Source organism: Aquilutibacter rugosus (genome assembly GCF_036541335.1).
GTDB lineage: Bacteria > Pseudomonadota > Gammaproteobacteria > Xanthomonadales > Xanthomonadaceae > Aquilutibacter > Aquilutibacter rugosus.
The window spans coordinates 256,019-269,660 of the sequence record NZ_JAZHBO010000001.1; the positions used below are offsets into that span (position 1 = coordinate 256,019).

The window sequence follows — 13,642 nt, forward strand, 5'->3', positions numbered from 1 at the left end:
CGGATGAAGAGATATTTAGTCGCCGAAGAGTTGCTCGATGTCGGCCGAGCCCAGTGTTCGCCACTGCCCCGGCTCCAGACCTTGCAGGTCCAAACCACCGATGCGGCTGCGATGCAACGCCGTGACGTGATTGCCCGTCGCGGCAAACATGCGGCGCACCTGATGGTAACGACCCTCGGTCAGGGTCAACTCTGCACTGCGCGGACCGTGCACAATCAGCTCGGCAGGTTTCAGGGGCGTGGTCTCGCCTTCGAGCACTAAAGTGCCCGCGGCAAACAGCTCGGCCTCATCGCCACGCAGATCTTCGGCCAGGGTCACTTGGTAGACTTTCGGCAGATGTTTTTTCGGCGCGACGATTCGATGCAGCAGTTGGCCGTCATCGGTCATCAGCAACAGGCCGCTGGTGTCCTTATCCAGGCGCCCGACGGAACTGAGCGCCGGTGACCGCAATTTGTAGCGCGGTGGCAGCAAGTCATAAATCAGGCGACCGATGTCCTTGCTGGAGCACGTATAGCCCGTCGGCTTGTAGAGCATCAGGCTCAGACCGGGTGGCGGATCCATGGGTTCGCCATCCACCAGCAACTGCATCTCCGGTTCCCAAGTGTCATCGGCATACATGACCTCCCCTTGCGCATCGGTCACGGCGCCGTCGCGAAACAGCGTCATCACCGACTTGCGCGAACCGTAGCCAAGATTCGCCAGCAGCTTGAGCAGCTTTACTCCCGCCATGCGTGTAACACCTTAAATCCTTGGTCTTCGGCCAGCACGGCGACACGGGGGAACAGGCGCCGAATCGATTCCTCGTAAGGCAGATGACGGTTCGCCACCATCAGCAACCGGCCTCGCGGTTTCAAGGCGCCGGCTGCCACTTCGATAAAACGCAGTCCGATGTCGGTGCGGCCATCACGCGAGATGGCATGGAACGGGGGGTTCATCACAATCACGTCATAGCGCGAAGGCAAGCCGGACTCCACATCGTGCCAGTGAATATGCGTATCACGCTGCAGCCGTTGCAGATTGCGTTGCAGCGGTTCCAGTGCCTGCTGTTGGGCCTCGTAGGCATCGAGCGAGACAATGCCGGGATTGGCCTGCAGTAATGCGATCGAGAGATGACCGGTGCCGGCACCGAGATCGGCGGCATGGCCGCGCAAATCGGTGGGCAGGTGTGCAACCAGCAGATTCGAGGCAGGATCGGCATGCTGCCAGGAAAACACGCCGGGACGCGTCCATAAGCCGGTCTGCGTCTGTGTGCGCAGCTCCGATTGCGCGCTCCAGGCAGCCGCGGTTTCAGCGTCCAAGTTGAGGCGTTCGCGTGGCGGCGTCCAGAGCACACGGCACTTGTTCTTGGTATCACTAGCCACCGAGCCGAGCAGTCGCTCCAGATCGGTCTGCACCGACTTGGCGCCCTCGTTATTGGCGACCGAAACGATCAGTCGTCCCTGTGGCGCCAGTGCACTGACGGCGCGAGCCATCAAAGCACGCGCTTCCTCACGACCGCGCGGTGGTAACAGCAAGATGAGATCCCAAGGGCCGTCCTGCAAAGCTTGCTGCTCATCTGCCACCTGCCAGCCATCGGCTTGCAACTCATCGGCGGCAGGCTTGAACGGTTGAGTCAGGGTCAGGGCTTCGGCGGGCAGATGGCGCCACAGACGGTGACGCCGCGCCCGCAGCACCAGCACGCGTTGCGTAGCCGTCGGTAGCGGCAGCAAACCCTGATCAAACGGACGCAGCAAAGTCTCTAAGGGTGCATCGCTCATAATCCGGCTGCGGCCTCCCGCACCGCACGAAACAGGGCGCGACTCTTGCTCATCGTCTCCTGCCATTCGGACTCGGGATCGGAGTCATACACAATGCCCGCACCGGCCTGCACATGGAGTTTGCCCTCCTGCACTACGGCTGTACGTATCGCGATGGCCATGTCGGCGTCGCCATTCCAGCCGATATAGCCGATACAACCCGCGTACACGTTGCGCAGGATCGGTTCGAGTTCGCGAATGATTTCCAGTGCCCGTAATTTCGGCGCTCCGCTGACAGTGCCGGCGGGGAACGTAGCCCGTAGGACGTCGGCGTAGTTCAAGCCTTCGCGTAGAGTACCGCTCACCTCGGAAACGATATGCATGACATGCGAATAGCGCTCGATCGCGAACTGCTCCTTGAGCTGCACGCTGCCGGGCTCGCAGATGCGACCCAAGTCGTTGCGACCCAGATCAATCAGCATTAGGTGTTCGGCACGCTCCTTGGGATCGGCCAGCAACTCCTGTTCCAGCTGCAGATCGTGTTCCGGCGTGGTGCCACGCGGACGGGTGCCCGCAATCGGGCGCACAGTGACCTCGCGCCCTTGCTGACGCACCAGAATCTCGGGTGATGAACCCACCACCTGCATGTCGCCGATATTGAGGAAGTACATGTACGGCGATGGATTCAGGCTACGCAAGGCGCGGTACAGATCGACCGGACGCGCGGCAAAAGGCACGGTGAGGCGTTGGCTCAATACGACCTGAAACGCATCGCCGGCACGAATGTAGTCTTTGATCTGCGCGACGGCATCCAGAAAGCCCTGATGCGTAAAACCGGAGACAAAATCGTTCTCGTCAATGACAGTGCCGCTATTGAGCGCCGGCGGATACTGCGTCGGCGCTGTGCGTAAGGTCTCGACCCACGCATCCAGTCGCGACTGGGCCGCGTACCGGGCCTGCGGATCGTGGGCATCGGCGTGCGTGATCAGATACAGCTTGCCTTTGAGATTGTCGAACACGGCCAGGTCTTCGGACAGCATCATCAGCATCTCGGGGGTACCGAGCTGATCCTCAGCCGGGGTGTCGTGCAGACGCGGCTCGAGATGCCGCACGCATTCGAATCCGAACCAACCTACCAATCCGCCGGTAAAACCGGGCAATTCGGCAATGGGTTCTACCTTGTACGCGCTACGAATGGCCTCGGCCGTGGCGAAGGGATCCTCGATGGTTTCCACCTGCACAAGCTCGCCGTCTTCAATCACATACAGACGATGACCGGCCACCGTGAACACGCGACGCGCCTGCAGACCGATGATCGAGTAGCGGCCAAAACGCTCGCCGCCCTGCACCGACTCGAACAGATAGGTGTTGGGCTTATCGGCCAGTTTCAGATAAACCGAAAGGGGTGTGTCGAGATCCGCACGGACCTCACGCACCACCGGGATGCGCGTTGCGACGTGTTCGTTCTCAGCCACGGACACCGGCCACTGCAGACTTCATGGCTTGCACCACTTGCGCGTAATCGGATGCATTGAAAATGGCGGAACCGGCGACAAACGTATCGGCACCTGCCGCTGCAATCGCTGCAATGTTATCGGTCTTGACGCCGCCATCGACCTCGAGGCGAATTGACTTGCCGGTAGCATCAATGCGCTCGCGCACCGCACGGATCTTGTCCATGGTCGAGTCAATAAACGATTGACCACCAAAGCCCGGGTTCACCGACATCAGCAGCACCATGTCGAGATCGTCGAGCACCCAGTCGAGCACGGACAGCGGCGTGGCCGGATTGAGTACCAGACCGGCCTGGCAGCCGCCACTCCTGATCAGCTGAATGGTGCGATGGACGTGCGGCGAGGCTTCGGGGTGGAACGAGATCATGCTGGCGCCGGCGGCGATAAAGTCCGGGACGATGCGATCGACCGGCTGCACCATCAGATGCACGTCAATCGGCGCCGTGACACCGTGCTTGCGCAGGGCCTCACAGACCATGGGGCCAATGGTCAGATTCGGGACATAGTGATTGTCCATGACATCAAAGTGCACCCAATCGGCGCCCGCGGCGAGCACCGCATCGACCTCTTCGCCGAGCTTGGCGAAATTGGCGGAAAGGATCGAGGGGGCGATGACGGTAGATTGCATGGCAAAGTGGCCCGAAGTGGCGATCAGAACGCCTATTTTAGCGGCTCCCTCGCTGCGAATGGGCCCGCAAAAGCGCTAAACTGGCAGACCCGACTCGTTAAGCCCAAGGGCTACTGACATTGGCTAGTACACTGCTTCAGTCCGATCTTCCCGGCTTCACCCTGCTTCACCGCGGCAAAGTCCGCGATGTGTATGCCATCCCCGCAACGTCGCTGCCTGCCGGCACGCCTCCCGGCGAGTATCTGCTGATGGTCGCCACCGATCGCCTCAGCGCCTTCGATGTGGTGCTACCCGATCCGATTCCCGGCAAAGGCGAGATGCTGACGCAAATCAGCAACTTCTGGTTCGAACGCACCAAGCACATCATTGATAACCATCTGACCGGTATCGATGTCGCTGCAGTCCTGCCTGAGGGTGTGGACACCTCGCTGTATGCACGTCGTGCTGTCGTCACGCGCAAGCTCAAGCCGGTCCCCGTCGAGGCCATCGCCCGCGGTTATCTGATTGGCAGCGGCTGGAAGGACTACTCGCGCACCGGGCGCGTCAGCGGCATCGAGTTGCCCGCAGGTCTGCAGCAGGCCTCCAAGCTGGAGTCGCCGATCTTCACGCCGTCGACCAAGGCCGCTGTTGGCGATCACGACGAGAACATTGATTTCGACACCGCCGTTCGTACGGTCGGCTCCGATCTGGCCGAAAAGGTGCGCGATGCCACCTTGCGCCTGTACGAGTACGCGCGCGACTACGCAGCCGGCCGTGGCATCTTGCTGGCCGACACCAAATTCGAATTCGGCACCGACAGCGATGGCCGTCTGTACGTCATGGATGAAATGCTGACACCGGATTCGTCGCGCTACTGGCCGGCCGATTCGTACGAACCTGGTATCTCTCCGCCGAGTTACGACAAGCAATTTGTGCGTGACTATCTCGAAGCCGTGGCCTGGGATAAAACTCCGCCCGGTCCGCGCCTCCCGACGGAAGTCATTGAACGCACGCGCGCCAAGTACGCCGAGGCCTTGATGAAACTGGCCGATCTGTCCGTCGACTAGCCCCCTTTGTTACTGATCACAGGATCCGATCCATGAGCGCCTTGCACGACTGGTTTGCGCGATATTCGCAAGACCATCAGAACCACACCAACCGGACCATCCATTGGGTGTGTGTGCCACTGATCGTGTGGTCGGTAGTTGCACTCCTGTGGACCCTGCCGGTTCCCACGACGCTGTTCCGTCCCGGCATCTACGCGGCCATCGCCATGTTGTGCGCGCTGATGTTCTACTACCGCCACTCGCGTGCGATTGGCCTTGGTGTTCTGGCCGTGTTCGCGGTCATGAGCGCGGTGACGTATCTTTTGCATGGCGCATTGGGCACAGCTCCCTTGCGGGCGCTGGCCATTGGCGTGTTTGTAGTCGCCTGGATCGGTCAGTTTTTAGGTCATCAGATCGAAGGCCGTCGTCCGAGCTTTCTGACGGATCTCAAGTACCTGCTGATCGGGCCGGCGTGGCTGGTCAGCAAGGCCTACGATCGCTTCGGCATTCGGTACTAAGGAGTGGCACCGCGCGACATCGGTCTGGCCATCCTGATCTGTATTGCCTGGGCTTTTAATTTTCTGACGTCGGCGACGGCGCTGCGCGAGACCACGCCGTTCCTGTTCACCGCGCTACGCTTTGCTCTGCTGGGCCTGTGCCTGCTGCCGATGATGCGTGTGCCACCGCGCGAACAATGGGGACGTCTGATTGTCTGTGGTCTCCTGGTTGGCGTCGCTCACTTCGGTTTGAGTTTCTGGTCCCTGCGAGAGGCCGGTGATCTGTCATCGCCTGCGGTCGTGATGCAAAGCTATATCCCCATGACCGCCGTGCTGGCCTGGGTGCTGATCGGTGAGCGCTTTGGGCTTAAGACCGGCGTGGCCATTTTGACCAGCTTCATCGGCATCGTGGTGCTGGCCTTTGATCCAATGGTTGTAGATCACCCTAAGGCACTGATCCTAATGTTGCTGTCGGCGTTGGCGCTGGCGCTGGCAACCGTCTTCATGAAGGGACTCAAGGGCTTTACCGTGTTCAATCAGCAGGGCTGGTTTGCATGGGTCGCCCTGTTCCCGTTGCTGCTGATTAGCGTGGTGTTTGAACCCGGCGCCATCTCGCAGCTACCCAATGCAACTTGGCGGGTTTGGCAGGGTGTCGTCTACGCGGCTTTGGTGGCCTCGCTACTCGGCCATGGCCTTTATTTTCAGCTGCTGCAGCGCAATCCCATTGCGCAGATCACGCCCTGGCTGTTGCTGACGCCGATTATGGGCATCGCCATAGGGATCGCGTTCTGGGGCGATCGTCCGGGTATCCGACTGTATATCGGTGCCGCACTGGTGTTGGCCGGCGTGCTGATGATTGCGATTCGTCAATTACACAAGTCGCGCACGACCGTGCCGGACGTCGTCGATCTGGTTTAAGCGCTCCGACTTTTACTCTTGAGTGTCAATGCTGCGGGTCGGCAAGACGCGCCGGAGCCACCACACGCCGAGCAATGCCGAAAGCACCGATGCGGCGAAGACGCCGAGAGTCGCTTCGGCCTGCAGCAGTGGCTCTCGATAAGCCAACGAGGCAATGAACAGGCTCATGGTAAAGCCGATGCCGCACAGGATCGCCATGCCGAACAGCACGCTGTTGCCGACTCCGGCCGGATAATCGACCAGGCCCGCTTTGCGGCCGAGCCAGGCGACACTAAAAATACCAACCGGCTTGCCAATCAGCAGCGCCAGCAGTACACCCATCGGCAACGCGGTAGTCAGTGCACCGAGTGGCGTCGTGCTCAGATCCAGACCGGCATTGGCCAGCGCAAAGAGCGGCAGCACAGCATAGGCAACGAACGGGTGCAGGTCGTCCTCAAGGCGCAGCAACGGCGAGGGCGAACGATCGGGATCGGCCGTGTCGTCATCGCCGGTGACATGCGGAATCAGAAACCCGGTGACTACGCCAGCCAACGTCGCATGCACGCCGGATCGCAGCACCACGATCCATAAGGCCACACCTAATAGCAGATACGGCCACAGACTACGGACACCGCTACGGTTCAGTAGTGCCATCGCCACTGCGATTGCAATGGCAGCGATAAGGCTGGCGCCGTGCAGCTCGCTGGTATAGAACATCGCAATAATGACGATGGCAATCAGATCATCCACCACGGCAATAGTCGAGAGCAGCAGCTTGAGGCCCAGCGGAACCCGCGAACCCAACACCGCTAACATCGCCAGCGCGAAGGCAATGTCGGTCGCCGTCGGCACGGCCCAGCCGCGCATCGCTGCGGCGTCGGCATGATTAAACGCCGTAAAAATCAGGGCGGGAACAAGGACACCACTTGCGGCACAGAGCAGCGGCAGCATTAGCGCGCGGCGATCGGACAGCTGGCCGCCGAGCATTTCGCGTTTTATTTCTGCCGCCACCAGCAGAAAAAACAGGGCCATCAGGCCATCGTTGATAAAGTGCTGCAGCGAGAGTTCAATGCTCCATTGCCCCAGGGCAATGCGCGGCAACTCGAAATGCAGCAAGTGGCGGTAGGCATCGCCCCAGGCACTGTTAGCAAGCAGCAGAGCCAGTACCGATGCCCCAATCAGGATTAACCCGGATGCCGCCTCAAGCCGAAAGAACTCCTGTAACCAACGACGCACTGCCATTTATTGCGTCACCATCAGCAACTCAATGGCCAGCCACACGATAAAGGTGATGACCAAGATGGTGCCTTCGGCACGGGTGATGCGCATGTCACCGCGCAGCATCGGGAACATCAGACAGGCGCCGATGGCGGCCATCGGCAGTTCAAACGTCAGGAATCCGCGCGGGATCATCAGGCCACCGCTGCTCATGGCCAACAGGCCAATGACGACGGTGGTATTGAGCAAGGACGAACCGATGACGTGACCCACGACCAGATCGCCATGACCGCGACGAGCCGCGGCGATAGCCATGATGGCCTCGGGCAGGGTGACTGCAATGGCGATAGGCAGCAGGCCGACCACGTGCGGACCCAAACCGAGTTCAACGCCGAGTGCCGGGGCCTTCAGTACGATCCACAGCGAACCGAAATACAGCATCACCGCACCCAGGGCGACAAACACGACATCGAGCCAGAGGGCATTGTGGCGACCGGCTAGCACCTCCATTTCGCGATGTACATCGGCCGATTCACTGCGACTGGCCAGCACGGCCCAGCCCATGAAGGCGATAAAGATCGCGAGCAGGATGATGCCCTCGACGCGGGAGATGTTGCCGTCCCAGCCCATGGCGATCACCGCAATGGAGCCGACCACCAGTCCCAGCAGCAGACCGTTGAGGGCACGCCAATGGGTCACAAGCGTCGCAACCATCGCGGCCACGCCCATGGTCAAGCCAAAATTGACGATGTTGTTGCCGACGACGGTGCCAAGCGCCAGCGGCTCCTGACCGGAACGCATGGCCTGTAGCGCAATGCTCAACTCCGGCAATGCCGTTGCTAAGGAGAGCAGCAGCATGCCCATGACGAAACGGCTGATGCCCAGACGCTGCGCCAGACCGGCGGATCCGCGTACTAAGAATTCGGCAGCACTGGTCAGAAATACGACGCTAAGCAATAAGGTCAGCCACACGTTGTCCATGAGTTTGCGCTCCGATCTATCTAGGTGGGATTAGCCGCGGAAATTGTTCCGCAGCCCTTGCCAGCAATCAATGTACTCGGTTTGCCGATGTGATGCCATCAAGGCCTGTTCACTTGGACGGATCACCAGCGGGCACTCGAACATAAACGCCATCGTGCCCCGAATGAAATCGGGTTTGCTCGTATCGGCAGCCGATGCCTTGTCGAAGGTCTCCGCATCGGGGCCGTGACCCGTCATGCAGTTGTGCAGTGATGCACCACCGGGGGCAAAGCCCTCGGCCTTGGCATCGTATACGCCATCGATCAGGCCCATGAACTCCGAGGCAATATTGCGATGGAACCACGGCGGCCGGAAGGTATCGCGCATCGCCAGAATTCGCGGCCCGAAGATCACGAAATCGAGATTGCTGACACCGGCCACCGGACCGGGCGCATGCAACACCAGAAAGATCGACGGATCCGGGTGATCAAACGAAATGGATCCGATGGTATTGAAGTTGCGCAGATCGTAGCGATACGGTGCGTAGTTGCCGTGCCACGCCACCACATTGAGCGGCGAATGCGTCATCTCCGCACGCCACAGATGGCCCTGGAACTTGTTGATCAACTCAAACTGCCCGTCGATATCCTCGAAGGCAGCGTTGGGTGTTTCGAAATCACGCGGATTGGCCAGACCGTTGCTGCCGATAGGCCCCAGGTCAGGCAACTGCAGCAGGGCACCAAAGTTCTCGCAGACGTAGCCGCGCGCCTGACCGTCGGATAGCGAGACGCGGAAGCGCACGCCACGCGGAATCACCGCGATCCAATGCGGCTCGACATCAACGACACCCAGCTCGGTTTCAATATGCAGACGGCCGAGTTGCGGGACGATCAGCATCTCGGCATCGGCATTGCTGAAGAAACGATCCTGCATGTCGCGGTTGCAGGCATACAGATGGATACCGATTCCGGTCTGCGACTCGGGACCGCCGTTACCGGCGTACGTTACCAGGCCATCGATAAAATCGGTGGCGCTCTCCGGCAAGGGCAAGGGCGACCAGCGCATTTGCTCGGGCGAGACTTTGCCGGCGCCGAAGACGTTGTGAAAACGGGTCTGCTCGTACTCGGCAAAGTGACCGTGCATGGCGGCCGGCCGAATGCGATAGAGCCAGCTACGGCGATTGTGCGCACGCGGCGCGGTGAACGCCGTACCGCTCAGCTGCTCGGCATACAGCCCGAGCGGTGCTACTTGCGGCGAATTCCGGCCAAGGGGCAACGCGCCGGCAATGGCCTGAGTGGAAACATGGTTCCCGAATCCGGGCTGATAGCCATTGCCAGCCAATGCCATTTACAGCACTCCGCGCTTCATCTGGTCACGCTCGATCGATTCGAACAGGGCCTGGAAATTGCCTTCGCCAAAACCCTCATTGCCCTTGCGTTGAATGATCTCAAAGAAGATCGGACCGAAGGCGTTCTGGGTAAAGATCTGGAGCAGCTTGCGTTGCTTGGTTTCCGCGTCGGCATCAATCAGGATCTTGTTCCTGGCCAGGCGCGGCACATCCTCGCCGTGGTCAGGAATGCGCTGATCGATCACGTCGAAATACGTTTCGGGCGTGTCCAGGAACTCGATGCCCTGTTCGCGCATGGCCTCGACGGTAGAATAGATGTCGTCGGTAAAGCAGGCAATGTGCTGAATGCCCTCGCCCTTGTATGCATCGAGGTATTCATTGATCTGCGACTTGGGATCACTGGATTCGTTGAGCGGAATGCGCACAATGCCATCGGGTGCGGTCATGGCCTTGGAGATCAGGCCGGTCTTGGCACCCTTGATATCGAAGTAGCGGATCTCACGGAAGTTGAACAGGCGTTCGTAGTAATCCGACCACTTTTGCATGTTGCCGAAATACAGGTTGTGCGTAAGGTGATCGATAAAAGTCAGACCGAAGCCCTTGGGATTCTGATCGGCGCCCTGCACCGGCAGATAGTCGCCATACACATCGGAACCGCTGTCCACCAGATACAGCATGCAGTCGCCGATGCCCTTTACGACCGGCACGTTGACCGCCTTGGAATCAATCAGGTCGGCAGCGCTAAAGGTCTCGCCGCCATTGCCCAGCACCGTGTCGCAGACCTGATCTGTCGGCACAGTAAAGCGAATCGCGAATCCGCAGGCACTCGGACCATGGGCCGCGGCAAATTGGGCTGCAAAGGATTCGGGATCGTCATTGACCAGGAAATTGACACCGTTCTGGCGATACACCGTGATCGGACGGGTCTTGTGACGCAGCACGGCGGTAAAGCCCATGTTGAGCAAGTACGTGTGCATTGCCTCCTGCTGATCCTTTGGTGCCGCAAACTCGACAAACTCAAAGCCATTAATACCCAGGGGGTTTTCGAACGTCGTGACGTTCATGCCCAAATTCGGTTGTGCCGACATGTTGCTGATCTCCAATGTTGGAAGCGATGCACACCATGACGCCGTGCGCAGGTTTGCAGCCATTTTCCCATTCCCTGCCGCGAATTGCCATAATTTACAGGTCCATCACATTCTCAGCAGGTTCCAGCCGATGCCATCCACTCCTCGCGCCCAGGCGTTTTCACCGGGCAGCGTCGGTAATATCGGCGTCGGATTCGATCTGTTCGGCCACACCATCGCCGCTGTACGCGACGAGGCCATCGTCACGCGAACTGAACAACCCGGCGTCCGATTGCTCGACATTCGCGGCAGTATCGAAGGCATTGCCACCATTCCGCGGTCCACTGAAACCAACACCGCGGCGCGTGCGGTACAGGCCCTGTGCGATTCGCTGTCCTTGCCGTTCGGCTTTGAGATCGAGTTGATCAAAGGCATCCCACTCAACGCCGGTCTTGGCGGATCCGCGTCATCGGCGGTAGCGGCTCTGGTCGCAGCCAATGCCCTGCTCGACACCCCGCTCTCACGAGACGCGCTTATCCCGCTTGCCGTCGAGGGCGAGTTCGCATCGAGCCAATCCCGACAAACCGACAACGTAGCGCCGATGCTGCTGGGCGGAGTGGTCTTTGCCTTCGAAGGCCAAGTCCAGCGCTTTGAGCTCCCCGCTACCTGGCACGCTGCCGTGGCGCGCCCTCATATCAGCTTGCGTACGTTGGATTCGCGACAAGTTTTGCGCGAACCGTTTGGCCTGGATCTCATCACATCGCATTGCGCAAATCTGACGCGTTTTGTACTGGGCCTGGAGCGGTGCGATGCGACGCTCATTGCGGCCGGTTTGCGCGACGTGCTGGTAGAGCCGCGTCGCGCTGCATTGATTCCTAATTTCCACGCGGTGCAAGCCGCCGCATTGGAACATGGCGCACTCGGTTGCTCGATTTCCGGCGCCGGTCCCAGCGTCTTTGCCTGGTTTACCGATGCCGATCGTGCACACGCGGCGGCCTCTGCGATGGCCGGTGAATTTACAGTGCCCAGCGATACCTTCGTCACCCCGATCAACGGGATCCGTGCGGAACGGATCGATTAAGTGACAAGCATAAAAAAGCCCCCGCAAATGCGGGGGCCCTCTGTCAGAGGTCTTACTTAACGCCGTGCATCAGCTTTTGAATCAGCGGAGCGATCAGCACCAGCAAGAGGCCGCAGCCCACAAGAATGTAGAAGCCTTGGGTGTAACCCGACAGTGCCGAAGCCGCGGTCATACCGGTTTCACCCGAGACGCCCGAAGCGAACAGACCGGCCAGATTGTTACCGATACCTGTGGACAGGAACCAGCCGCCCATGCCCAGACCGACCAGGCGGGCCGGAGCGAGCTTGGTCACCATGGACAGGCCGATCGGCGACAGACACAGCTCACCCATCGTCTGGATCACGTAGACCGCAACCAGCGTCCACAGCGGGATCATGTTCTTGTCGTCAAGCAGGTTGGTCAGCGCGAACATCAGCACAGCGAAGGCCACACCGTTAAAGATCAGGCCCAGACCGAACTTGCGCGGAATCGACGGATTGGCGCGACCAAGGCGAATCCACAGCCAGGCAAATAGTGGTGCCAGCAGGATGATGGCGATGGCGTTGATTGACTGGAACCATTCGATCGGGAACGTGAAGCTGCCGATTTGCTTATTGACGATCTTTTCGGCGAGGAAGGTGAACGAGGCACCGGCCTGCTCAAAGAACATCCAGAACATGATGTTGAAGGCGAAGATGATCAGCATCGCGATCACCATGTCGCGCGCCACTTTACCGACACGGAAGCCTTCGACCAGCAGTGCGATACACAGCAGGGCAAACAGCGGGAACAGAACGAAGCGCTGCAGATCCGTAGCGTCAATGGTCAGCAGGAAGTAGATCACCGGAATCGCAACGGCGAGACCCAGGATGACCAGCAACAGGCGCATCGTCTGATTGCCCTCTGCCGGCGGCAGACCGACGGTCTTGAGTTGAGCCTTACCGAACCAGAACCACACCAGACTGATCAGCATGCCGACGCCCGAAGCAATAAACACGGCCTGATAATCAGGCAGAGTTTGCTGACCGAAGACAGTGCGTGCCAGGAAACCGGTCAGGATCGGCGCCACAAAGGCACCGGCATTGATGCCCATATAGAAAATGGTGAAGGCAGAGTCGCGGCGCTCATCGCCCTGCGCATACAGCTTGCCGACCATGGTCGAGATGTTGGGCTTGAACAGACCGTTACCCGCGACGATGGTGGCCAAGCCGAGCTTGAACATATCGAGTTGCGGCAACGCGACCATGAATAGGCCCGCGGCCATGACGACCGCGCCGAGCATGATGGATCGCTGATAGCCGATGACACGGTCAGCGACATAACCGCCGAATACGGCAACGGCATAGACCAGGGCCAGATAGGCACCGTAGATCTTCGAGGCTTCGGCCTCACCCATTCCCTGGTTGGCAAACTGGGCAACGATATAGAGCACCAGGGCCCAACGCATCCCGTAGAACGCAAAGCGTTCCCAGAATTCCGTCATGAACAGCATCCACAACGGCTTGGGATGTCCGCCTATCTGGGCAAACTCGGGTAGTGGCTGACGGGCTGCGCCCGGAAGTTCTGCGGCTCCGCTCATGCGGTTTCCTCTTATTTAAGATGGGATGAGCCCACGCACCGTGCGCGGGCAATGCTTGAGAATCGCCGAAAAACAGCTATCGCGTCAACTTTTCGTAAATGCTGCAGTGCATC

13 protein-coding genes are annotated in these 13,642 nt (G+C 59.7%); 4 read left to right on the top strand and 9 right to left on the bottom strand.

Features of this window, described 5'->3' with window-relative positions; genetic code table 11:
• Positions 1 to 15: 15 nt before the first annotated feature.
• Genes V3390_RS01260 through rpe form a run of 4 tightly spaced genes read right to left on the bottom strand, consistent with a single transcriptional unit; the run spans position 16 to position 3,878 of the window.
• Complete coding sequence (locus tag V3390_RS01260; RefSeq protein ID WP_331703019.1) at positions 16 to 729, bottom strand: pseudouridine synthase; 714 nt, start codon at positions 727 to 729, stop codon at positions 16 to 18.
• Positions 717 to 1,757, bottom strand: a complete 1,041-nt coding sequence (locus V3390_RS01265; protein ID WP_331703020.1) for a class I SAM-dependent methyltransferase — start codon at positions 1,755 to 1,757, stop codon at positions 717 to 719. Before V3390_RS01265 ends, V3390_RS01260 begins: the two co-directional genes overlap by 13 nt.
• Positions 1,754 to 3,217, bottom strand: a complete 1,464-nt coding sequence (trpE, locus tag V3390_RS01270; RefSeq protein WP_425492970.1) for an anthranilate synthase component I — start codon at positions 3,215 to 3,217, stop codon at positions 1,754 to 1,756. Before trpE ends, V3390_RS01265 begins: the two co-directional genes overlap by 4 nt.
• Positions 3,204 to 3,878, bottom strand: coding sequence for a ribulose-phosphate 3-epimerase (gene rpe / locus V3390_RS01275; RefSeq protein WP_331703024.1), 675 nt, complete (start codon positions 3,876 to 3,878; stop codon positions 3,204 to 3,206). The genes trpE and rpe overlap by 14 nt, the downstream gene beginning before the upstream one ends.
• A gap of 119 nt (positions 3,879 to 3,997) precedes the next feature.
• Here rpe and V3390_RS01280 point away from each other — a divergent pair, with 119 nt between their 5' ends.
• From V3390_RS01280 to V3390_RS01290, 3 genes are read left to right on the top strand one after another with little or no spacing between them, the layout of a single operon-like run.
• On the top strand, positions 3,998 to 4,924 hold the full coding sequence (locus tag V3390_RS01280) for a phosphoribosylaminoimidazolesuccinocarboxamide synthase (protein ID WP_331689776.1): 927 nt from the start codon (positions 3,998 to 4,000) through the stop codon (positions 4,922 to 4,924).
• A 32-nt stretch (positions 4,925 to 4,956) separates the two neighbouring features.
• A complete protein-coding gene (locus V3390_RS01285; protein WP_331689775.1) occupies positions 4,957 to 5,421 on the top strand; it encodes an Mpo1 family 2-hydroxy fatty acid dioxygenase in 465 nt (154 codons plus the stop codon).
• A 3-nt stretch (positions 5,422 to 5,424) separates the two neighbouring features.
• Complete coding sequence (locus tag V3390_RS01290) at positions 5,425 to 6,318, top strand: DMT family transporter (RefSeq protein WP_331703025.1); 894 nt, start codon at positions 5,425 to 5,427, stop codon at positions 6,316 to 6,318.
• Positions 6,319 to 6,330: 12 nt separating this feature from the next.
• Here the strand turns inward: V3390_RS01290 and nhaA are convergent, their stop codons facing one another.
• From nhaA to hppD, 4 genes are read right to left on the bottom strand one after another with little or no spacing between them, the layout of a single operon-like run.
• Positions 6,331 to 7,539 carry a Na+/H+ antiporter NhaA gene (nhaA, locus tag V3390_RS01295; RefSeq protein ID WP_331703026.1) on the bottom strand — a complete coding sequence of 403 codons (1,209 nt, stop codon included), beginning with the start codon at positions 7,537 to 7,539 and terminating at the stop codon, positions 6,331 to 6,333.
• Complete coding sequence (locus V3390_RS01300) at positions 7,540 to 8,496, bottom strand: sodium:calcium antiporter (protein ID WP_331703027.1); 957 nt, start codon at positions 8,494 to 8,496, stop codon at positions 7,540 to 7,542.
• Positions 8,497 to 8,526: 30 nt separating this feature from the next.
• A complete protein-coding gene (gene hmgA / locus V3390_RS01305; protein WP_331703028.1) occupies positions 8,527 to 9,822 on the bottom strand; it encodes a homogentisate 1,2-dioxygenase in 1,296 nt (431 codons plus the stop codon).
• Positions 9,823 to 10,911 (bottom strand): 4-hydroxyphenylpyruvate dioxygenase, encoded by a 1,089-nt coding sequence (hppD, locus tag V3390_RS01310; RefSeq protein ID WP_331689770.1) that lies wholly within the window; start codon positions 10,909 to 10,911, stop codon positions 9,823 to 9,825. It abuts the gene before it with no gap.
• Positions 10,912 to 11,041: 130 nt separating this feature from the next.
• Here hppD and V3390_RS01315 point away from each other — a divergent pair, with 130 nt between their 5' ends.
• Entirely contained in the window at positions 11,042 to 11,971 is a 930-nt protein-coding gene (locus V3390_RS01315) for a homoserine kinase (RefSeq protein WP_331703029.1), read from the top strand.
• Positions 11,972 to 12,023: 52 nt separating this feature from the next.
• Here the strand turns inward: V3390_RS01315 and V3390_RS01320 are convergent, their stop codons facing one another.
• Positions 12,024 to 13,529 (bottom strand): peptide MFS transporter, encoded by a 1,506-nt coding sequence (locus V3390_RS01320; protein WP_331703030.1) that lies wholly within the window; start codon positions 13,527 to 13,529, stop codon positions 12,024 to 12,026.
• Positions 13,530 to 13,642 lie beyond the last annotated feature (113 nt).